Origin of the sequence: Aeromicrobium sp. 636, assembly GCF_024433585.1 — a bacterium.
Taxonomy (GTDB): Bacteria; Actinomycetota; Actinomycetes; order Propionibacteriales; family Nocardioidaceae; genus Aeromicrobium; species Aeromicrobium senzhongii.
In genome coordinates, this window is sequence record NZ_WNJU01000001.1 from 509655 (window position 1) to 530432 (window position 20778).

Sequence of the window (20778 nt, forward strand, 5' to 3'; positions counted from 1 at the left end):
GGCCCCATGAAATCCCTGACCATTCCCCTCGGTGCCCTGGTCCTGGTGGCCGGACTCAGTCTCTCCACCCTGCCCGCGGCGAGCCAACCCGCGGCAGCCCCACGACAGAACGACACCCTCGAGGTGTACGTCGTCGAAGGCCCCACCGCGAACCTGGGGCAACTCGGTGAGCTGGGCATCGACACCCAGCACGTGACGCAGGAGAGCACCGGAGCCGGGAAGATACGCCTCGAGCTCATCGTCACGGGCCGCCAGGCGGCCAAGGTCCGCGACGCGGGCTTCCAGGCCAAGGTCAAGCAAGTCGACGGCAAGAAGGCCTCGCAGGCTGCCCGCGCCCAGCAGCGTGCCGGCTACTCGGTCTACCGCTCCTGGAGCGAGGACGGCGGCATCGCGGACGAGCTTCGCGCCACCGCGGCCGCGAATCCCCGCATCGCCAAGCTCGTCCGCATCGGTCGAACCGTCCAGGGCAAGGAGATCCTCGCCCTCAAGGTCACCAAGAACGCCCGGAACATGAGGGACGGCTCGCGCAAGGCCGTGTTGTACGGCGGCGCACAACACGCCCGCGAGTGGATCACCCCCGAGATGGTGCGCCGGCTGATGCACCACTTCCTCGACGGTTACGGCACCGACCCGCAGATCACCCGGCTGGTGAACACCACCGAGCTGTGGTTCCTGCCGGTGTCCAACCCCGACGGCTACGACCTCACCTTCACCGAGGGCAACCGGCTTTGGCGCAAGAACGTGCGCGACAACAACGGCGACGGCGCCATCACGCCCGGCGACGGCGTGGACCCGAACCGCAACTTCAAGACCAAGTGGGGCTGGGACAACGAGGGCTCCTCCCCCGACCCGACCAGTGAGACGTACCGCGGGCCGAGCGCCGGCTCCGAGCCGGAGACCAAGGCGCTCGACTCCTTGTTCAAGAAAGTCGGCTTCGAGTTCTACATCAACTACCACTCAGCCGCCGAGCTCCTCCTCTACGGCATCGGCTGGCAGGTCTCCACTCCCTCCCCCGACGACGTGATCAACGTGGCCATGGCCGGCGACGACGCCGAGCCGGCCGTTCCGGGCTACGACCCGGACATCTCCGCGGAGCTCTACACCACCAACGGAGACACCGACACGCACGCGACCGTGAAGTACGGAACCCTCGGCTTCACCCCCGAGATGACGACCTGCGAGACGGTCTCCGATGCGGTCCCGGGCGACGAGTGGGTGAGTGAGGACTGCGTCAGCGGCTTCAACTTCCCCGACGACGAGGAGCTCATCCAGGCCGAGTTCGAGAAGAACATCCCCTTCGCACTGGCCACGGCCGCCTCGGCCCAGGATCCGGACGACCCGGTCTCGGTCGTCGGGCGTGACACCCCGGCGCTGGTGGCCGACCCCTTCTCCGTGTCGCACGGCAGGACGCAGCCGGTTGCAGTGACCGCGAAGCGCGCCCTCAAGGACCTGCGGCTGCGCTACCGGATCAACCGTGGTCGCACGCAGTCGGTGAAGGTGCGCGAGTGGAGGGGCGGCGAGCGCTACGGCGACACCCACGACGACTACTACGCGGAGTTCCGCGGGAAGGTGGAACGTGCCCGTCCGGGCGACTCGGTCGAGGTGTGGTTCACCGGCACCGAGCCGCGCTCCCGTCACCACGGCAGCCGCGGCAGGCACGGCGGCCGGAAGGGCACCAGCGTCAGCAGCACGCCGTTCACCTATCGAGTGGCGAACGACATCGGAGGCGACGTGCTGATCCTGGCCGCCGAGGACGTCACCGGCATCAGTCCGGTCCAAGGCGTCGCCAGCGCGAAGTACGCCGACGACTACGCCGCGGCGCTCACCGCCGCCGGGTACTCCTCGGACGTCTACGACGTGGACGTCAACGGCCGGGTCGCTCCCCATCACCTCGGGGTGCTGTCCCACTACGACGCGATCGTCTGGGAGTCCGGGGACGACATCATCACCCGCGCCGTCGGGCAACCCGGCGGCACCGCGGCCAAGCTGGCCAACGACCTCGAGCTGACCGTCCGCGACTACCTCAACGAGGGTGGCAAGGCGCTGGTCACCGGCCAGTACAACCAGTACGGCCAGGCGACCGCGGCGTCGTACTTCTTCAGTCCGACCGCACCACCGGAGTGCACCGTGCGCGCCGAACCCTGCCTGACGCTGGAGAACGACTTCCAGCAGTACTGGCTCGGCGCCTACAACTACGTCAGCGACGGTGCCACCGGCGAGGACGGACCGTACGGCGTGCGGGGTGAGGACGGCGGACCGTTCGCCGGCTTCGCCAGCGCCCTCAACGGCGGGGACTCCCCCGACAACCAGGAGCACACGGCTTCGTTGCTGTCCACGTCCAGCTTCCTGCCCCCCGACGAGTTCCCCCAGTTCAGGAGCTCCGCTCCGCTGAAATGGGACCGGCCCGGGGCGGCTCCGTTCGATCCGGTCGACGGCGACTGGTACGCCTTCAGCCAGGTGGCGGACCAGGGCTGGAAGCGGCTCGCCCGCACGGTCGACCTGACCGGTGCGACGTCGGGTGCGCTGCAGTTCCAGGTCTCGTACGACACCGAGACCGACTGGGACTTCCTCGTCGTCGAGGCCCGCGAGGTCGGCACCGAGAACTGGACGACGCTTCCGGAGACCAACGGCCACACGACACAGTCCACGGGCGCATCGTGCCCGGAGGGCTGGGTGGACATCCACCCGCAGGTCGCGCACTACCAGGGCGCGGACTGCTCGCCGGCGGGTTCCACCGGGGAGTGGAACGCGGCGACCGGAAGCAGCAACGGCTGGCAGGACTGGAACCTCGACCTGACGCCGTTCGCCGGCAAGCAGGTCGAGGTGTCGATCAGCTACATCAGCGACTGGGTCACCCAGGGTCTCGGCGTGTTCGTCGACGATGCCCACGTCATCGTGGACGGCGCTGAGACGACGGCGACGTCCTTCGAGACCGACCTGGGCGGCTGGACCACCCCGCCGGCGCCCGAGGGATCCCGCGAGACCAACACCTGGGAGCGTTCGCAGCGGGCGTTCGAAGAGGGTTCGGCGACACTGACCAAGGACACCGTGTTCACCGGTTTCGGCGCCGAAGGGCTCCAGACCGCCGCGCAACGGGCGGAGTTCGTCGAGCGGGTGATGGCGCACCTGCTCGACTGAGGCAGGCAGACTGCAGGGGTGTCCGACCCGCTGAGCCGTCTGCTCGCCGCACCGCCCGACCTCCCGGTCACTGCGGGCCTGCCCGCTCTCGACGAGGCGCTCCGCGCCAGCGGCATCGCCGTGGTCCACGCTCCCCCCGGCACCGGCAAGACGACCCTGGTCCCGCCCGCGGTCGCGAACGTCGTCGCTGGACGGGTCGTCGTCACGCAACCGAGTCGCATCGCGGCCCGCGCCGCTGCCCGCCGGTTGGCGCACCTGCTGGGTGAACAGGTCGGCGAGACCGTCGGATACTCCGTCCGCGGAGACCGGCGCACCAGTCGACGCACGCGGGTCGAGATCGTCACGACCGGACTGCTGTTGCGGCGGATCCAGCACGATCCGGAGTTGGCCGGCGTGGGCGCCGTCGTCCTCGACGAGGTGCACGAGCGCCATCTCGACGCCGACCTGACCCTGGCCCTGCTCGTCGACATCCGGGCCAACCTCCGCGAGGACCTCGCCCTGGTGGCGATGTCGGCCACCATCGAGGCCGAACGGACGGCCGCGCTGATCGGTGGCGCTCCGGTGATCAGCGTCCCCGGTGCCCTGCACCCCGTGGAGACGGTCTGGTGTCCGCTGCCGCCGGGATCGCGCCGCACCGACGATCGAGGCATCACCCCCGCCTTCCACGACCACGTCGCCGCGACCGTGCGCCGGGCTCTGGCCGAGCACGAGGGTGACGTCCTGGTCTTCGTGCCGGGTGTCGCCGAGGTCGACGCGACCATGCGTCGTCTCACCGGCGTCGACGCCGACGTGCATCCCCTGCACGGACGTCTGTCCGGCGCCGAGCAGGACCGTGCGCTCACCGAGGGCCCACGTCGCCGCGTGATCGTCTCGACCGCCGTCGCCGAGTCGTCGCTGACGGTGCCCGGCGTGCGTGTCGTGGTGGATGCCGGATTCTCGCGCGAGCCCCGCACCGACCACCGTCGCGGACTGGCCTCCCTCGTCACCGTCGCCGTGAGCCGGGCCGCCGCCGAGCAACGCGCGGGCCGCGCCGGCCGCCTGGGTCCGGGCGCCGTGCTGCGGTGTTGGTCCAAGGCGGAGCACGCGCATCTGGCCGCTCACCCCGAGCCCGAGATCGCCACCGCCGACCTGACCGCCTTCACGCTCGAGGTGGCGTGCTGGGGAACGGACGACGTGCGCGACCTCGCGCTGCTCGACCAGCCGCCGGAGCACGCCATGTCGGCCGCTCGGCAGGTGCTGCTGGACCTCGGAGCGATCACCGATGACGGACGGGCCACTGCCCGAGGCCGGATCATCGCCGGCGTGCCAGTCGACCCACGGTTGGCGCGCGCCCTGATCGACGGGGCCGGGCTCGTCGGGACGAGGCGGGCCGCCGAGGTCGTGGCGATGCTCAGCGAGGACGTCCGGGCTCCCGGCGCCGACCTGGTGGCTGCGCTTCGCTCGTTGCGCGGGGGCCACCGGGCGGGCGGGTGGCGCACCCAGGTCACCCGACTGGAGGCCATCGCGAAGGAGCATGGCGCCGAGAAGCGCGGTGGGGCGCTGACCGATGACGTGGCGGTGGGGCTGGTGGTCGCGCTGGCACACCCTGACCGGATCGCGCGGAAGCGCTCCGGCTCCTCCAGCTACCTGATGACCTCCGGCACGGGCGCGGCGCTCGATCAGCGCGACCCCGGTCCCCTGGCCGGCCTGGAGTGGCTTGCGATCGGTGATGCGGATCGCCGGTCCGGGCAGCGCGAAGCCCGGATCCGGTCGGCGGCCCCGCTGACCGAGGACCTCGCGTTGGAGGCTGCCGGCTCGCTGTGGACCGAGGTGGACGAGGTCAGCTGGACCGGCGGGCGGGTGCTGGCGCGCCGACGCACGCTGCTGGGTGCGATCGAGCTCGGCTCCGTCCGGCTCAGCGACCCGCCAGCCGAGGCCGTGACCGAGGCCATCCGACAGGCACTGGAGACAGAAGGCATCGGTCTCTTCACCTGGTCCGAGGCGGCCACGGCGCTGCGCGCGCGTCTCGACTTCCTGCACCGCGCACTGGGCGACCCGTGGCCCGACGTGAGCGACGAGGCCCTGTCGCAGAACCTCCAGTCGTGGTTGGGACCGCAGCTGGCGCGGGTCCGATCGGCGCAGGACCTCCGTCGCATCGACATCCTCGGCGCCCTGCGGGCGTTGTTGCCGTGGCCCGAGGCGAGCCGGCTCGACGAGCTGGCCCCGGAGCGCGTGGAGGTCCCCAGCGGATCGGTCGTGCGGATCGACTACTCCCAGGAGCAACCGGTGCTCGCGGTCAGGCTCCAGGAGGTCTTCGGCTGGTCCTCGGCGCCCGCCCTCGCCGGTGGCCGGGTGCCGCTCCTGCTGCACCTGCTCTCCCCCGCCCGCCGCCCGGCAGCGATCACGGCCGACCTCGATTCCTTCTGGGACACCGGTTACCCGGCCGTGCGCGCGGACCTGCGCGGGCGGTACCCCAAACACTCCTGGCCCGACGATCCCCGCAACGCCCCTGCCACCCGACGCACGAACACGCCCCGCGCTCGAAGGTGAGCCGCCGCCAGCAGAGCCTCGGCTAGGTTCGTGCCACCATGACGGACTTCATCACCGACGACGCGCCGGTCGCCGCGCGTCGTGCGACCGCCTTCGAACCCACCCGCCGGACGTGGCTCGCCATCGCCTCGGTCCCGGCGATGTGGCTCTTCTACTGGGGCGAGTCAGTCGTGCGGGACTGGTCCGTCCCGTTGTCGCTCGTGCTCTTCCTCGGCGGCGCGTGTCTGCTCGTGGCGACGCTGTTGCCACTCCTGGCCAACCGGGCCGATGGCAGCAACCTCTCGGGCCTGGGCATCACGCGCCACCGGTGGCGCTGGGCGCTGCTGATCGCCGTGGTCTCGATGGGCAGCCTGCCTGCGTTGCTCGACCGGGCCAGCGGCGCCGGCGTGGATCCGGCCACGCACCTCCTCTACAACCTCACAGTCCTGTGGGAACCGCTCTTCCTGTTCGGCTGGCTGCAGCTCAGCTTCGAGCGAGCGTTCGGCTACCTGTGTGCTCCCGTGCTGACCGCCCTCGCGTTCGGCGTCTATCACCTGGGCTCCGTGCCCGTGGGCACCGCGCTCGGCTTCGCCGCGGTCGGACTGGTCCTGGGCGCGGTCTTCGCCCTCACCAACAACCTGCTGTCGATGTGGCCGTTGACCTGGGCCATCAGCTCGGGGATCGGCAGCATCGATGCAGGCTTGAGCTTCGGTCGCGGCGAAGTGGTGGCCGGCATGACGGTCCTGGCCGCCCAACTCGTGATGTTCGCCGTTGTTGCGTCGTCGGGTCGCAAGACCCGAGCACGGCGCGCCGCACCTGGAGCATCGTCAGCGGACCGCTGAGCAGCGGGATCACGGCGAGGACCTCCGACCGTCCGAGCCCGCCCCCGCTCGCTCAGGCCCCGAACTCCTGCTCCAACGCCGCCAGGATGTCGGGCGCAGCCTCGAAGAACGGGTCCTGCCCCTCGTCGCCGATCTGGATCAGCGCGAGGTCGGTGAAGCCCGCCTCGGCGAACGGCCGCACGGCCTCGATCACCGCGTCGATGTCGTTGCCGCAGGGGATCTGGTCGGCCACGTCCTCCGGCCGGACGAACTGGGTGGCCGCGTCGAACGCCGAGGGTCCCGGGAGCTCGGCGTTGACCTTCCAGCCACCGGCGAACCACCGGAACTGCTCATGGGCCCGAGCGACGGCCCGGTCGGCGTCGGTGTCCCACGAGATCGGCAGCTGCCCCATCTTGCGAGCCGACGTCCTCGCGCGGGTCGCCTCGTCGAACGCCGTGGCCGCATCGCCGTCGGGCTCGACCGCGATCATGAAATCGGCCCACGGAGCAGCGACCTCGATCGACTGGGGCCCGCTGACCGCGACGCCCATCGGCACCCGCGACTCCGGCAGGTCCCAGAGCTTCGCCGAGTCGACCCGGTAGTGGTCACCGACGAAGTTGACGTACCCGCCGTCGAGGAGGGCACTGATGATCTGGAGCGCCTCGGAGAACCGCTCGTGGCGCACGTTGACCGGGTCCCAGCCCTCGCCGACGACATGCTCGTTGAGGTTCTCCCCCGCACCCAGGCCCAACGAGAAGCGTCCCTCGCTCAGAGCCCCGAGGGTCGCGGCCTGCTGCGCCACCACCGCCGGGTGATAGCGCCCGATCGGGCACGTCACGTACGTCATCAGCTCGAGCGTCTGCGTCGCCTGGGCGACCGCTCCGAGGGTCACCCACGCGTTCGGGCTGTGACCCTGTTCCTTGAGCCACGGGTTGAAGTGGTCGCTCATGACGGCGAAGGGGAACCCCGCCTCCTCGGCCGCCTGGGCGTACGACACCAGTTTCGTCGGCGGGGACTGCTCGCACATGAGGGTGCATCCGATGGAGAGGCTCATGGTGCTCGTGTACCCGGGACAGCACGTCTCACTCTCGGCCACCGAGGTCGCGGCCGCCTCGGACCAGCCCGGTCCCGTACCGTGGGGTGGTGAAGCCCCAGACGCCGGTCCGCATCTCCATCGTCAACGACTACGACGTGGTGGTTCAGGGCCTGGCGCGCATGTTCGAGCCGTTCAAGGATCGGATCCAGGTGGTGGAGGTCTCCACCAATCAGCCCGGCCGCGAACGGGTGGACATCGCGCTCATCGATTCGTTCGCACAGACGCGCGACATCAACGAGGTCCTGGCCGCCGCGAACGCGGAGCGGTACGTCTTCTACAGCTGGAGCCTGAAACCCGAGCTCATCGAGACCTGGTCGCGGTTCGGGGTGATCGACTTCCTCGACAAGAGACTGACGGCCGAGGAGCTGGCCGACGCGCTCGAGCGGATCGCTCGTGGCGAGAGCGGCGTCGTCAGCTCCGACTATCCGGCGTCGCCCGACGCGGACCTCGGAGAGTGGCCCGGCCGCGAGTACGGGTTGAGTGCCCGTGAGTCCGAGGTGATCGCGCTGATCACCCAGGGCTTCGGCAACGAGGAGATCGCCGGACGCACCTTCACCAGCATCAACACCGTGAAGACGAACATCCGGACGGCCTATCGCAAGATCGGCGTGGACAGTCGGACTCGGGCGGTCCTCTGGGGTGTCGATCACGGGTTTCGACCTGACGCCATCAAGGCCGCAAGGCCTGACGCAGCCAGCGAGTGATCCATCCCGCCCGCCTCCGGCAGTGATTCACCCTTAAGGGTGAGGTGTGGGCCCGGCGCGAAACCCTAGGTTGGCACCGGTGATGCGCAGTGGGGCCGCAACTGCGGCTCCCGGTCTCGCCTGATGGGACGCCACGGTCCAGCCTCGAGAGGCTCGACGTCGGCTTCGGACGTCGATCGGATGGAGACACGCCACATGGCGGCTGACACGATGCGCTCCCCCGCGCCCTCGGCGCGGGCGGCGGCACTCACGTCATTGGCTGACCTGGCCGCAGAGAGCATCCCCGGTGTCGACTTCGCCAGCATCACCGTCCACGTTGACGGTGGCTTTCGGACCGTCGCGGCAACCGATGCGTTGGCGGACGAGTGCGACCAGCTCCAGTACGACGTCGGCGAGGGTCCTTGCGTCGCTGCGGTCACCCACGAACGCCTGGTCCTGGTCAACGACCTGGTCCATGCGGAGCCCTTCAGCCACTACGGCCCGCTCGCAGCCAGACGCGGCGTCGGTTCCCAGGCCGCCGTCCAGCTCACCCACACCGATCAGGTCGCCGGGCTGAACCTCTACTCCCGCCGACGTGGCGCCTTCGACGAGTTGACCACGCACCTCGTCGAGCTCTTCGCCAGCTACGGCGCCGTCCTGCTCCGTTCCGTGCACCAGGTGGAGCACCTGAGCAGGGCCGTCGACTCTCGGCAGGACATCGGCGCCGCGGTCGGCATCCTCATGGAGCGCTACGGACTCGATTGGGACCGAGCGTTCGGCTTTCTCGTACGCAACTCGCAGCATCGCAACGTCAAGCTCCGAGTGCTGGCCCAACAGGTCCTCGACGGCTCGTTCCGGGTCGAGAGCCACAACGATCCTCACCCCCGTTCCGGCGGCAGGATCAGGCTCGCCTCCCAGGACTTGGCGGCCGGCTAGAACTCACCCCGGGCATCCGAGTGGTCCCGGAGTCGGCATACTGGCACCTGTCGGTCTCGGCAGAGACCGGCGTCGCGGATGTGGTGTAGTGGCAGCATGCTTCCCTTCCAGGGAATGGGTCGAGGTTCAAATCCTCGCGTCCGCTCCACCGGCCGACCTAGAGGACGGTGACGATCCTGTACCGGTCGCCCAGCTCGCGGCGCAGATCGCACAGCAGTCCCCGGGTCACCTCCGGGTCCGGCCCCGGCAGGTGATTCACCCGGTGGTCCGGCTCGGCCTCGACCGCCCATGCGCGCAGCCGCTCGGCCATCGCATCGGACAGCATCGGCCAGTCGCTGCGGTCGCTGTCACCGTCATCGGTCCACAGCGGCCAGTCGCACCCGTACTCCCCCATGAGCCTGACCTCGTTGACACCTGGGCTGCGGCTCACGACGACATCCCACTCCCCGCCGAGACGAAGGCGCAGTGAGCTCTCGATGCGATCGAGGACTGCGAGGAACTCGCGCCGACTGGGCTCGTCGCGCCAACCGACGGTGACGAGCGCCGCCTGATCTTTCAGGCGGCGTGGCCACCCACTGGCCGCCCCGGGCCGACCAGTCCGGGACGAACCGGACGGACAGGCGATGACGCGCCATTCCCTCCCCCTCCCGTCGACCTGCTCATCATGCCCGGCGGAACGTCGAGGGGTGGTCGAGTTGCAGCACCGAGACGAAGATTGACCCGTGCTCGGACTCGAGATGGTCGTCCTGCTGGGAATCGCCCTCGTGGTGTGCGGCGCGCTCGCCCGCCGCTACCCGATCGCCCCGGCGATCCTGCTCGTGATCGCCGGCATCCTCATCGGGTTCGTGCCCCACCTACGTCATGCCCATCTGCCGCCCGAGGTCATCCTCCTGGTCTTCCTGCCCGCGATCCTCTACTGGGAGAGCCTGACCACCTCGTTGCGCGAGATCCGCAACAACCTACGGGTGGTGGTGCTCACCAGCACGGCACTGGTGTTGGCCACCGCAGGAGCGGTCGCAGCGACCGCGCACGCGCTGGGCATGCCGTGGGGTCCCGCGTGGGTGCTCGGCGCCGCACTCGCCCCGACCGACGCGACCGCGGTGGGCGTGCTGGCGCGCAATCTGCCGCGCCGGACCGTCACGACACTGCGCGCCGAGAGCCTCGTGAACGACGGCACGGCGCTGGTGCTCTACGGACTCGCCGTGGGCGTCACCGTCGGTGAGGAGACCTTGACCGGCTGGCACGTCACGTGGCTGCTCGTGGTCTCCTACGGCGGCGGCGTCCTGGCCGGCGGTGTCGTCGGCCTGCTCAGCTGGCAGATCCGCCGCCGGATGGACGACCCGATGCTCGAGGGCATCGCGATGCTCGTCACGCCGTTCGCCGCCTTCCTCGCGGCCGAGCTCATCGAGGCGTCCGGCGTGCTGGCCGTCGTGGCCTGCGGCCTGTTCATCAGCCAGGTCGCGCCCCGGATCACGACGGCGGCCACCCGGCACCTCGTGACCCCGTTCTGGACACTTTCGACGACGGTGCTGAGCAGCGCCCTGTTCGTGCTGATCGGGCTCGAGGCCCAGTCCGCCTTCCGTGGCCTGTCGAGCACGACCCTGCAACGTGCGTGGCTGGACATCCTGCTGGTCACCGCCGTCGTCATCGGGGTGCGTTGGGCATGGATCTACACGACCCCGTACCTGATCCGGGCCGTCGACCGGCGTCCCTCCCAGCGCGAGCGTCGGGTCAGCGCGCGCCAGCGCACGGTCAGCGCGACTGCCGGCTTCCGCGGAGCGATCTCCCTCGCCGCGGTGCTGGCGGTCCCTCGCACCCTCGAGTCCGGCGCGCCCTTCCCCGACCGCGACCTGATCGTGGTGATCGCCTGCGGCGTCATCGTGCTGAGCCTGTTGCAGGCGTTGGTGCTGCCCGCCGTCGTCCGTTACGCCCGGTTGCCCAGCGACCAGTCCGTGATCGACGAGATCCAGCTCGCCGAGGTCTTCACCCTGGACGCGGCGATCGAGGCCCTCGACGACGCTGCTGCCGATCTCGGCGTCGACGGGCGCGTGACCGAGCGGGTCCGGAAGGAGCTCGACAAGCAGCGACGACTCGTGGACGCCGAAGGGGCCGGCGACGACCCGCTCGTCCAGCACACCAGCGAGTACACGAGCCTGTCGCTCGCACTGCTCGCGCTGCGGCGCGACGCGCTCCTGCAGCTGCGCGACGAGCGGCGGATCGACGACATCGTGCTGCGTCAGGTGCAGGCCCGACTGGACATCGAGGAGGTGCGGTTCACCCGTGCCGCTCCCCCGGAGTGAGGTGGCGAGTCGGGCGACTCAGAGCGGCGCGACCATCCGCATCGACTCCTCCCAGAGTCGCCGCCCCAGCTCGCCGTCGTGGGCCTCGGGCGCCGACTTCGCGGGCTTCTTCTTCTCGTAGTACTGACCGCGTTCCCAGTCCGTGCCGGGCGTCGACGTGGCGAGCCAGACGAGTTGCTCCGCCCCGCGCTCGGGCGAGATCGTGAAGAGCTTGCTCACCATCGGCGTGTGGTAGACGAAGTTCAGCGGCGACTTCGTGCCGTGGGCGAAGTTGGAGCCGACCAGGCCGGGATGGAACGCCGCAGCCGAGATCCCCTGGTCGCGGTAACGCCGGTCCAGCTCTCGGGTGAACAGGATGTTCTCCAGCTTCGTGTTCCCGTACGCCCGCTGGCCTCCGTCGTGCCTCGTGTTCTGCAGGTCGTCGATGTCGAAGTCACTGAACAGCTTCGCCGCGATCGACGCGGTCTGGATGACGGTGGCGCGGCTCTCGATCAGCTGTGGAAGCAGCAGTTGCGTCAGGAGGAACCCGGCGAGGTGGTTCACCTGGAAGGTCTTCTCGAACCCGTCCACGGTGATGGTCCGGTGGTCCGTCAACGCGCCGGCGTTGTTCGCCAGGACGTCGATACGCGGGTAGGCCTCGGCGAGCTCTGCCCCGAGGCGCCGGACCTGGGCCAGGTCGGCGTAGTCGGCGAGATGGAACGGGACTCCCAACTCCTCGGCCACGGTGCGCGTCTTGTCCGGGTCCCGTCCCACGATGGCCACCCGGTGACCGTGATCGCTGAGGGCTTGAGCGGCCGCGGCGCCGACCCCGTCGCTGGCTCCGGTGATGACGATGGTCTTCTGCTCCATGACCCAGGAGTACCCGGATTCGAAGATCCCGCACATCAGCGGGCGACGACGAGGCACTCTGAGGTCGAGCGTGGGTGTTCGCCGAACGGCACCCCGGCCTATCCTCCACGTGTGCCCGACCCCAGCGCCATGACCGAGATCCGGACGACTCGTCTGCTGCTCCGCCCGTGGCGCCAGTCCGACCTCGAGCCGTGGGCCGCCATGAACGCCGACCCCGAGGTTCGAGAACACCTCGGCGGCCTGTTGACCCGGTCCCAGAGCGACGCCTCGGTCGCGAGGTTCCAAGCCGACTTCGCTCAGCGCGGCTACGGCTGGTGGGCGGTCGAGGAGCAGGCGACCGGTGCGTTCATCGGCTTCGCGGGACTGGACCAGGTCGATGAGCACCTGCCGTTCAGCGGCGTCGAGATCGGTTGGCGGTTGGCCCGCTCCGCGTGGGGCCAGGGCTACGCCACGGAAGCCGCAATCGCCACCCTCACTTTCGCCTTCGAGTCCCTCGACCTGCGTGAGGTCCTCGCCATCACCACCGTGGACAACGTCCGGTCGCAGCTCGTGATGCAGCGCATCGGCATGACCCGAGATCCGGCCGACGACTTCGACGACGCGAGTGCCCCGGACGGCCCACCCGTGCGCCACGTGCTCTACCGGATCACTCGGCCGGCGCCATGAGTCGTGACCGAGGTTGACCTATCCTCCACGTGTGCCCGACCAAGCCCTCGAACTCAGCTTCGAGCCCACGTCCGATGCTGCGGTCGTGGCCCAGTGGGAGGCGCTGAAGGCAGCCGGCATCCCGTCGCAGGCGGACCACCGGTCGATGACCAATGCGCCGCACCTGACCCTGGTTGCAGCCGTCGGCATCGCGCCGGCGGTGGTGGGCGCCGCGCGCGACGCGATCGGACCGTTCTTGCCAGCACGCATCGGAGTGCGGGGACTCGTCCTGTTCGGCCAAGGCCCTCGCGTGACCATCGCCCACCTGATCGAGCCCGATCCGGCACTCGCGGCTGCCACGGCACGCATCCGCGAGCTGGTCCCGACCGTGCGGCATCCCGTCTGGACTCCGCACGTGACCCTCGCCCGACGTGTCCCTCGGCGCCTGCTGCCGACTGCCCTCGAGGTCCTGGAGTCCACCGAGGCGCCGGTCGAGCTGACCTGCGACCGCCTCCGCTGGTGGGACCCGTCCCAGGACCTGATCGAGGACCTCGCGACCACGTGACGCGATCGGTCGAACGGCCGCGCGGAGCACTCCGCTCTGCGAAGGTGTCTGCGTGACCGAGCAGACCGACTTCATCGAGACATTCACCGCGTTCCTGCGTGACGTGGTCGAGCAGCACGGTGCGGCGCCTCACGGGCCGGGCGAGCTGACGACGGCCCTGACCGAGCACCTCGGCGTGGATGCCCTAGAGCTGACGGCCGTCACCGAGCGGCTGAGCCGCGCCCAGCTGGTCGACGCGGACATCGCGCTCGATCTCATCGACCCGGATGCTCGAGTGATCGGCTTCGGCGGCCGTGGACACGACCTCGGGTTCCTCGGCCTCGTGCGCGGCGAGCACGGCCCGGTCGACCTGGGACCGGTCGAGTACGTGAGTTCGCCGGTCGGCCCGAACCAGGATCGTCAGGTCGTGGCGAGCGCCGTTCGGCTGCTGACCTTCGAGGGCACGGCGCTCGCGCTGCTCCAACGGGACGCCAACCCCGAATGGGGACGCTCGTCCCCCACCCTCGAGATCATGGCGGCCGACCGCGAGACCACCAGCGCGTTCCTGGCTCGCCTCCGCACGCTCATGCGCGAGAACAGCGTGCTGCGCGGGCAGGTCCTGTCCTTCGCCGGGGACGAGTACGGGTCGTCGCTGGGCGGGGTGACGTTCCACGAGCGACCCACCGTTCCCGCGTCCGCCGTCGTGCTGCCGGGTGAGTCGCTGCGCAGGATCGAGCGGCACGCCCTGGCGATGGGCGAGTTCCGTGACGAGCTGCTGCGCGCCGGCCAGCACCTCAAGCGCGGCATCCTGCTCTACGGCCCGCCCGGCACGGGCAAGACCCACACCGTCAGGCACCTGCTGAGTCGCTCCCCCGGCATCACCGCGATCCTGCTCAGCGGCAACACCCTGGGCCTGGTCAAGGAGGCGACGCAGATCGCCCGCGCGATGGAGCCGGCCATCGTCGTCCTCGAGGACTGCGACCTCGTCGCCGAGGACCGCGACATGGTCGACTCGCCCGACTCGATGCTCTTCGAGCTGCTCGAAGCGCTGGACGGACTCGACGGGGACGCCGACGTCACCTTCCTCATGACGACGAACCGGCCCGACCTGCTGGAGCGGGCGTTGTCGCAGCGTCCGGGCCGCATCGACCTGGCGGTGGAGATCCCCCTTCCGGACCTCGACGCCCGCCGTGCGCTCTTCGCCCTGTACGCCGACGGCCTGGGCTTCTCGGCCGAGGCGCTCGACCTCGCCGCCGACCGGGCCGAGGGCGTGACGGCGTCCTTCGCGAAGGAGCTGGTCCGACGCGCGGTGCTGTCGGCCGCGATCGCCCACCGGCCGCCCGGCGACGCGGATCTGACCGCTGCGCTCGACGAGCTGTTGTCCGACCAGGACTCCTTCACGAGGAGCCTGCTCGCGTCCGGGCCGCGCAGCTTCGAGGACTCACCGGAGGCGGACGACTGGCCCGACGACTGACCCGGGAGAGCTATTGGTTAGTGTCGCCTTACCTAACCAACTAGTTCGAAAGGACTACTCATGTCCCTGCGCCGTCGCTTCGCGGCAGTTCTCACTCTTCCCCTCCTCGGCCTCGCGCTCAGCGCGTGCGGCAACGAGAACGAGTCCGCGTCCGGTGGTGACACCGAGACGATCACCGTGACCGATGCCCTCGGCGATGAAGAGGTCCCGCTCAACCCCAAGAGCGTCGTGGTCTTCGACATGGGCGTTCTCGACACGCTCGACACGCTCGGTGTCGACGCGGTCACGGGCGTCGCCAAGGGCGGCGCGACCCCCTCCTACCTGAAGAAGTACGAAGGCGACGACTACGTCGCGGTCGGCGACCTCTTCGAGCCGAACCTCGAGGCCATCCCCCGCGCCAAGCCCGACCTGATCATCGTCGGCGGCCGCTCGGCCTCCATGCACGACACCCTCGAGGACACCTTCGAGGGCGTCCCGGTGCTGGACATGTCGGTCGACCAGAACGCCTACCTCGACAGCTCGCGCAAGAACATCCTCACGTTGGCCAGCATCTTCGAGAAGGAGAAGCAGGCCGAGGAGATCCTCGCCGGCTACGACGAGCGGATCGCCGCGGTCAAGAAGCAGGCGAGCAGCGCCGGCAAGGGCCTCGTCCTGCTGACGAGCGGCGGCGAGGTCACCGCCTACTCCCTCAACTCGCGCTTCGGATTCGTGCACGACGTCTTCGGCGTCCCCGCCGCCACCGGCGAGCTGGGTGACAGCGAGTCCCGCCACGGCGAGGCCGTCTCCTTCGAGTTCATCCGCAAGGTCAACCCCGACCTGCTCTACGTCGTCGACCGCGACTCCGCCATCGGCGAGGACGGCAAGTCGGCCGAGGAGATCCTCGACAACGCCCTCGTGAAGAAGACCAACGCCTGGAAGAACGAGAAGGTCACCTACGTCGACGCGGAGGCCTGGTACATCGTCATCGGTGGCCTGACCAGCCTCGGCACCCTGATCGACGACGTCGAGAAGAGCCTGGCCTGACCATGACGGTCACCCGTCACACCACCCGCACCACCCCGCCGGCCGCACTGGCCGGCGGGGTCGTCGGGCTGGTCGTCCTGGCCGTGATCAGCACGATGGTGGGCGTCGCCGAGCTGTCGTGGGAGATCCTCTGGGTCTCGCGGATCCCCCGCACCGTGGCGCTCGTGCTCGCCGGCGCGGCCCTGGCCGTCTGCGGCCTGCTGATGCAGTTGCTGGTGCGCAACCGCTTCGTCGAGCCCTCGACCGTCGGCACCACCGAGGCCGCCGGCCTGGGACTGATCGCCATCACCCTCCTCGCTCCCGGCGCGCCACTGATGGTGAAGATGATCACCGCTGCGCTCTTCGCCCTGGCCGGCACCTGGCTGTTCCTGCGCGTCGTGCGGATGATGCCCGTGCGCGAGACGATCCTCGTGCCGTTGATCGGGCTGATGCTCGGCGGCGTGATCGCCGCGATGACGACCTTCCTGGCCTTCCACCACGACCTGCTCCAGACCCTCAACAGCTGGATGACCGGCGATTTCTCCGGAGTCCTGCGAGGCCGGTACGAGTTGCTCTGGCTGGTGGCCGCTCTGGTCGTGATCGCGTTCCTGGCGGCCGACCGTTTCACCGTCGCCGGCATGGGAGACACCTTCTCGACCAACGCCGGCCTCGACCACCGCACGGTCGTCGCGGTCGGCCTGACCATCGTCTCGGTCGTCAGCGCCGTCGTGGTGGTGACCGTCGGGGTCATCCCGTTCCTCGGCCTCGTCGTCCCGAACATCGTCAGCACGCTGGTCGGCGACAATGCCCGGCGCGGACTGCCCTGGGTGGCCGTCCTCGGCTCGGGCCTGGTCCTGGCCTGCGACATCGTCGGGCGGGTCGTGCGTTATCCCTACGAGATCCCCGTCGGCACCGTCATGGGCGTGCTGGGCGCGGGCTTCTTCCTGTTCCTGCTGTTGAGGAGTGCTCCCCGTGCCGACTGAGACAGCCACCCGGGTCTCCCCCGGACTGAACCCGTGGACCCGGGTCGCGATCGCCGGGGCCATCGCCCTCGCGGTGATCGCGGGCTTCCTGTTCGCCGACACCCACGGCTACGCCGACTTCGTCGTGCCGCTGCGGGTGCGGCGCCTCGTCGCGCTGGTCCTGGTCGGCTGGGCGATCGCCCTGTCGACCGTGCTGTTCCAGACGGTCACGGGCAACCGCATCCTCACCCCGGCACTGATGGGGTTCGACGCGCTCTACGTCCTGGTCCAGACGGTCGTCGTCTTCGCGTTCTCCGCCTCGTTGCTCAACGCCACGGACACGCGCCTGCAGTTCGTCCTCGAGACGCTGCTGATGCTGGGCTTCGCGCTGACCCTGTTCCGCTGGCTGTTCTCGTCCGGACGCTACGAGCTGCACGTGCTGATCCTGGTCGGCATGGTCTTCGCGACGTTGTTCCGCAGCATCGCGGCCTTCCTCCAGCGACTGATCGATCCCAGCGAGTTCCAGGTGCTGCAGAACCTGATGTTCGCCTCGTTCACCACCGTCGACGAGGACCTGGTGTGGGTCACCGCCGCGGTCGTGGCCGTCGCCACCGTTCTGGTGGTCCGCCGGCTGCGGGTCTACGACGTGCTCGCCCTGGGAGCGGGACCGGCCACCAGCCTCGGCGTCGACCACCGCCGCGAGACCACGCGGGTGCTGGCTCTCGTCGCCGTCCTCGTCTCGGTCTCGACGGCGCTGGTCGGCCCGATCACCTTCTTCGGCCTGCTCGTCGCCCACCTCGCCTACCAGCTGGCCGGCACCCATCGGCACGCCGTCGTCCTGCCGATGGCCGGCCTGTCCGCCGTGATCTGCCTCGTGGGCGGGCAGTTCGTGCTCGAGCGCCTGCTCGAGGTGACCACCACCTTGTCCGTCGTCATCGAGCTCGTCGGCGGCCTCACCTTCATCGCCCTGTTGATCCGTCGCGCCAGGAGGAACCTCGCATGACCCTCACGCCCGCCGCCGACACTCGTGCCTGCGTCGACACCGGCCACCCCGCCATCCGCGCCGAGGGGGTCACCAAGCGGTACGGCCGCACGGTCGTGGTCGACGACGTGCACCTGGACCTGCCGCTCGGCGGGGTCACCGCGCTGATCGGACCGAACGGCGCCGGGAAGTCGACCCTGCTCTCGATCGTGGGCCGGCTGCTGACCGCCGACGGAGGCCGCGTCACCGTCACCGGCCTCGACGTGGCCACCACCCGCAGCGACGAGCTGGCGAAGCGCATGGCGGTGCTGCGCCAGGAGAACCACCTCGACATCCGCCTCACCGTGCGCGACCTGGTCACCTTCGGCCGCTACCCGCACTCCAAGGGACGACCCACGGCCGACGATCTCGAGCACGTCGAGAAGGCACTGCACTACCTGGATCTCGACGACCTCGCCGACCGCTTCCTCGACCAGCTCTCGGGCGGTCAGCGCCAGCGGGCGTTCGTGGCGATGGTGCTGTGCCAGGACACCGACGTCGTCCTGCTCGACGAGCCGCTCAACAACCTCGACCTGCGCCATGCCGTCTCGATGATGGGCCGCCTGCGCGACGCCGCGCGCGAACTGGGCCGGACCGTCGTGGTCGTCGTGCACGACATCAACGTGGCGTCCTGCTACGCCGACACGATCGTCGCGATGCGCGACGGCACCGTCGCTGCTTGCGGGTCTCCCGCCGACATCATGCGCCCCGAACTGCTGGAGGAGATCTACGGCCTGCCGGTCCGCGTGCACGAGCTCGACGGCCAGCTGATCGCCACCTATTACGGCTGAACCGACCTCATGCGTGAGATTCTGAGAGTCCGAACTCACGTGGGGGAACCATGCGACTACTGCTCAACATCTTGTGGCTCGTCGTCTCGGGCTTTTGGATGTTCCTCGGCTACATGGTCGCCGGAGCACTCTGGTGCATCACGATCATCGGCATCCCGTTCGGCATCGCGTCGTTCAGGATCGGCCTGTTCGCCCTCTGGCCGTTCGGGCGCACGGTCGTCACCAAGCCCACCGCCGGCGTCGGCTCCGGGGTCGGCAACGTCATCTGGTTCATCTTCTCGGGCCTGTGGCTCGCGATCGGGCACGCCGTGACCGGAGCTCTGCTCTGCATCACGATCATCGGCATCCCGCTGGGCCTGGCGAACTTCAAGCTGATCCCCGTCTCGCTGTGGCCCCTGGGTCGGGACATCGTCCCGGTGGACGCGGCTCATCCGCCGTTGGTCGCCACCTGACGAGACGAGGGTCAGGTCCCCGTGGCCAGCACCATCCCGACCGAGTGCGGCGCACTCTCGACGAAGCCGTGACGCTCGTAGAGTCGTCGCCCCGGCGGATCGGCCATCAGCGAGACGTAGGCGCCCGGAGGGGCGTCCCGGCGGATCACGTCCAGCAGATGCGAGAGGACACGATCACCGAGCCCTCGCCGCTGGTGGTCCGGCAGCACGGCCATGTCGACGATGTGGAAGTACCAGCCACCGTCGCCGATGACGCGCCCCATCGCCACCGTCTGACCACTGGAGTGCCGGACATGACAGGCGGCCCACCCTCCCGCGACCGCCGGTCGGGCCTGCTCGGGCGACTTGGGCGTGAGCCCCGACACGCGCCGCAGGTGGAGGTAGTCCGTGACATCGGGGGCCGACTCGATCAGCGTGTACTCGTCCATCACTCCCCCACCCTCGCACCATGGCTTTCGCGGCCGTTGCCGCATAGCGTGCGAGCATGCCCATCACGCTCGAGAACGTCGGCATCGCCGTCCGCGACCTCGACGCCGCCATCGCCTTCTTCACCGACCTCGGGCTCACGGAACTCGGTCGTGACACCGTCAGCGGCGAGTGGGCCGAGACCGCCGTCGGCCTCGACGGGAACCGCGTGCGCATCGCGATGCTCCAGACACCCGACGGCCACGGCCGCCTCGAGCTGTTCGAGTACATCCACCCCGACCCGATCGAGACCGAGCCGACCCGTCCGAACGAGATCGGCATGCATCGCGTGGCCTTCTCCGTCGACGACATCGACGAGGCCCTCGAGATCGCCGCGCGGCATGGGTGCCACCCGCTGCGCGGGGTCGCGACCTACGAGGACATCTACAAGCTCACCTACGTCCGCGGGCCCAGCGGCATCATCGTGATGCTCGCCGAGGCCCTCCAGAAGTCCTGATCCCCGCCGGAGCCGTTCAGCCTCACGACTAGCCTGTGACGTGTGAGATCGCGCGGCGAGGGAACGAGCGAGACAGCTGCTCAACCCGGCGTGGCGGCTGCGATCGGCACCATTGTGGCGGCCGGTCTGGCGGTCACAGGATGGCGCTTCATCGGGCCGGACCACATCGTCTACGCGGTGGTCGTACAAGGTGGATTCACCTTCCTGGGACTGCTCGCGGGGCCACTGTTCGTCGACACCGCACGCCGCCGATACGCGGTCAGCAGCGCGGAACCGAGAATCCATGCACTGCTCGGGGCCGACGCGCTGCGTCGGTTGCTCGGACGCATCGGCTGGAACTCGGTCATCGACAGCCTGCGTGAACACGGCGAGGGTCACACACGCCGGACCCGCCTGCTCCGAGGCACAGAACTCTCCGAAACAGGGCACATCATCGCGGGAGTGGCGACGCTTCTGCTGGCCGCGGCGGCTGTCGGCACAGCGCATGTCGCCGGAGCCGTCCAGATCATTCTGGTCGGTCTCCCACTTCACGCGTATCCGATCATGATCCAGCGCATCGTCCGTCACCGCCTCCGGCATCCTCACCACCGATGACCGCCGATTGAGACGTCGAAAGGCTGATGCAGCGGCCCAT

At 69.5% G+C, this 20778-nt stretch carries 20 protein-coding genes and 1 tRNA gene; 17 read left to right on the forward strand and 4 right to left on the reverse strand.

What is annotated here, in order from left to right; genetic code table 11:
• Positions 1–6: 6 nt before the first annotated feature.
• The 3 genes from GL325_RS02465 to GL325_RS02475 are packed head-to-tail and all read left to right on the forward strand — an operon-like array spanning position 7 to position 6488.
• Positions 7–3138 carry a M14 family metallopeptidase gene (locus tag GL325_RS02465; RefSeq protein ID WP_187768496.1) on the forward strand — a complete coding sequence of 1044 codons (3132 nt, stop codon included), beginning with the start codon at positions 7–9 and terminating at the stop codon, positions 3136–3138.
• Between the two features lie 18 nt (positions 3139–3156).
• Positions 3157–5667: an ATP-dependent helicase HrpB gene (gene hrpB / locus GL325_RS02470; RefSeq protein WP_255955417.1), complete on the forward strand. Its 2511-nt coding sequence runs from the start codon at positions 3157–3159 to the stop codon at positions 5665–5667.
• A gap of 38 nt (positions 5668–5705) precedes the next feature.
• The gene (locus GL325_RS02475; RefSeq protein WP_187768497.1) at positions 5706–6488 is read left to right on the forward strand and encodes a CPBP family intramembrane glutamic endopeptidase; all 783 of its coding nucleotides are present in this window, start codon (positions 5706–5708) and stop codon (positions 6486–6488) included.
• 52 nt (positions 6489–6540) lie between these two features.
• On the opposite strand, the gene GL325_RS02480 is transcribed toward GL325_RS02475, so the two are convergent.
• A complete protein-coding gene (locus GL325_RS02480; RefSeq protein WP_187768498.1) occupies positions 6541–7521 on the reverse strand; it encodes a TIGR03557 family F420-dependent LLM class oxidoreductase in 981 nt (326 codons plus the stop codon).
• An 89-nt stretch (positions 7522–7610) separates the two neighbouring features.
• Here GL325_RS02480 and GL325_RS02485 point away from each other — a divergent pair, with 89 nt between their 5' ends.
• The 3 genes from GL325_RS02485 (at position 7611) to GL325_RS02495 (ending at position 9330) form a co-directional block, all read left to right on the forward strand.
• The gene (locus GL325_RS02485) at positions 7611–8267 is read left to right on the forward strand and encodes a response regulator transcription factor (protein WP_255955420.1); all 657 of its coding nucleotides are present in this window, start codon (positions 7611–7613) and stop codon (positions 8265–8267) included.
• 195 nt (positions 8268–8462) lie between these two features.
• On the forward strand, positions 8463–9182 hold the full coding sequence (locus GL325_RS02490; protein WP_187768499.1) for a GAF and ANTAR domain-containing protein: 720 nt from the start codon (positions 8463–8465) through the stop codon (positions 9180–9182).
• Positions 9183–9256: 74 nt separating this feature from the next.
• Positions 9257–9330, forward strand: a tRNA-Gly gene (locus tag GL325_RS02495).
• Positions 9331–9339: 9 nt separating this feature from the next.
• Here the strand turns inward: GL325_RS02495 and GL325_RS02500 are convergent.
• Positions 9340–9612, reverse strand: coding sequence for a hypothetical protein (locus GL325_RS02500; protein WP_187768500.1), 273 nt, complete (start codon positions 9610–9612; stop codon positions 9340–9342).
• A 292-nt stretch (positions 9613–9904) separates the two neighbouring features.
• On the opposite strand from GL325_RS02500, the gene GL325_RS02505 reads away from it, so the two are divergent.
• Complete coding sequence (locus GL325_RS02505; RefSeq protein WP_187768501.1) at positions 9905–11482, forward strand: Na+/H+ antiporter; 1578 nt, start codon at positions 9905–9907, stop codon at positions 11480–11482.
• Positions 11483–11500: 18 nt separating this feature from the next.
• Here the strand turns inward: GL325_RS02505 and GL325_RS02510 are convergent, their stop codons facing one another.
• Entirely contained in the window at positions 11501–12331 is an 831-nt protein-coding gene (locus GL325_RS02510) for an SDR family NAD(P)-dependent oxidoreductase (protein ID WP_187768502.1), read from the reverse strand.
• Positions 12332–12442: 111 nt separating this feature from the next.
• Here GL325_RS02510 and GL325_RS02515 point away from each other — a divergent pair, with 111 nt between their 5' ends.
• The 8 genes from GL325_RS02515 to GL325_RS02550 are packed head-to-tail and all read left to right on the forward strand — an operon-like array spanning position 12443 to position 19222.
• Positions 12443–12997, forward strand: coding sequence for a GNAT family N-acetyltransferase (locus GL325_RS02515; RefSeq protein WP_255955423.1), 555 nt, complete (start codon positions 12443–12445; stop codon positions 12995–12997).
• A 31-nt stretch (positions 12998–13028) separates the two neighbouring features.
• Positions 13029–13541 (forward strand): 2'-5' RNA ligase family protein, encoded by a 513-nt coding sequence (locus tag GL325_RS02520; RefSeq protein ID WP_187768503.1) that lies wholly within the window; start codon positions 13029–13031, stop codon positions 13539–13541.
• 52 nt (positions 13542–13593) lie between these two features.
• Positions 13594–14994 carry an ATP-binding protein gene (locus GL325_RS15875; protein ID WP_187768504.1) on the forward strand — a complete coding sequence of 467 codons (1401 nt, stop codon included), beginning with the start codon at positions 13594–13596 and terminating at the stop codon, positions 14992–14994.
• Between the two features lie 60 nt (positions 14995–15054).
• On the forward strand, positions 15055–16017 hold the full coding sequence (locus tag GL325_RS02530) for a siderophore ABC transporter substrate-binding protein (RefSeq protein ID WP_187768505.1): 963 nt from the start codon (positions 15055–15057) through the stop codon (positions 16015–16017).
• A gap of 2 nt (positions 16018–16019) precedes the next feature.
• Positions 16020–16979: an ABC transporter permease gene (locus tag GL325_RS02535; protein ID WP_187768506.1), complete on the forward strand. Its 960-nt coding sequence runs from the start codon at positions 16020–16022 to the stop codon at positions 16977–16979.
• Positions 16969–17961: an iron chelate uptake ABC transporter family permease subunit gene (locus tag GL325_RS02540; protein ID WP_223110951.1), complete on the forward strand. Its 993-nt coding sequence runs from the start codon at positions 16969–16971 to the stop codon at positions 17959–17961. The genes GL325_RS02535 and GL325_RS02540 overlap by 11 nt, the downstream gene beginning before the upstream one ends.
• The gene (locus tag GL325_RS02545; protein ID WP_187768507.1) at positions 17958–18770 is read left to right on the forward strand and encodes an ABC transporter ATP-binding protein; all 813 of its coding nucleotides are present in this window, start codon (positions 17958–17960) and stop codon (positions 18768–18770) included. Before GL325_RS02540 ends, GL325_RS02545 begins: the two co-directional genes overlap by 4 nt.
• A 50-nt stretch (positions 18771–18820) precedes the next feature.
• A complete protein-coding gene (locus tag GL325_RS02550; protein WP_187768508.1) occupies positions 18821–19222 on the forward strand; it encodes a YccF domain-containing protein in 402 nt (133 codons plus the stop codon).
• 11 nt (positions 19223–19233) lie between these two features.
• On the opposite strand, the gene GL325_RS02555 is transcribed toward GL325_RS02550, so the two are convergent.
• Complete coding sequence (locus GL325_RS02555) at positions 19234–19650, reverse strand: GNAT family N-acetyltransferase (protein ID WP_187768509.1); 417 nt, start codon at positions 19648–19650, stop codon at positions 19234–19236.
• Between the two features lie 56 nt (positions 19651–19706).
• On the opposite strand from GL325_RS02555, the gene GL325_RS02560 reads away from it, so the two are divergent.
• Together GL325_RS02560 and GL325_RS02565 are read left to right on the forward strand one after the other, a co-directional pair.
• On the forward strand, positions 19707–20144 hold the full coding sequence (locus GL325_RS02560; RefSeq protein WP_154595085.1) for a VOC family protein: 438 nt from the start codon (positions 19707–19709) through the stop codon (positions 20142–20144).
• A 42-nt stretch (positions 20145–20186) separates the two neighbouring features.
• Entirely contained in the window at positions 20187–20738 is a 552-nt protein-coding gene (locus GL325_RS02565; protein WP_187768510.1) for a hypothetical protein, read from the forward strand.
• Positions 20739–20778 lie beyond the last annotated feature (40 nt).

Bases quoted from the DNA above. Each gene is read 5' to 3' on its own strand.
- GL325_RS02530 (WP_187768505.1), top strand. From the start codon at position 15,055: ATGTCCCTGCGCCGTCGCTTCGCGGCAGTTCTCACTCTTCCCCTCCTC.
- GL325_RS02475 (WP_187768497.1), top strand. From the start codon at position 5,706: ATGACGGACTTCATCACCGACGACGCGCCGGTCGCCGCGCGTCGTGCG.
- GL325_RS02535 (WP_187768506.1), top strand. From the start codon at position 16,020: ATGACGGTCACCCGTCACACCACCCGCACCACCCCGCCGGCCGCACTG.
- GL325_RS02550 (WP_187768508.1), top strand. From the start codon at position 18,821: ATGCGACTACTGCTCAACATCTTGTGGCTCGTCGTCTCGGGCTTTTGG.
- GL325_RS02545 (WP_187768507.1), top strand. From the start codon at position 17,958: ATGACCCTCACGCCCGCCGCCGACACTCGTGCCTGCGTCGACACCGGC.
- GL325_RS02480 (WP_187768498.1), bottom strand. From the start codon at position 7,521: ATGAGCCTCTCCATCGGATGCACCCTCATGTGCGAGCAGTCCCCGCCG.
- GL325_RS02555 (WP_187768509.1), bottom strand. From the start codon at position 19,650: ATGGACGAGTACACGCTGATCGAGTCGGCCCCCGATGTCACGGACTAC.
- GL325_RS02490 (WP_187768499.1), top strand. From the start codon at position 8,463: ATGGCGGCTGACACGATGCGCTCCCCCGCGCCCTCGGCGCGGGCGGCG.
- GL325_RS02465 (WP_187768496.1), top strand. From the start codon at position 7: ATGAAATCCCTGACCATTCCCCTCGGTGCCCTGGTCCTGGTGGCCGGA.
- GL325_RS02510 (WP_187768502.1), bottom strand. From the start codon at position 12,331: ATGGAGCAGAAGACCATCGTCATCACCGGAGCCAGCGACGGGGTCGGC.
- GL325_RS02560 (WP_154595085.1), top strand. From the start codon at position 19,707: ATGCCCATCACGCTCGAGAACGTCGGCATCGCCGTCCGCGACCTCGAC.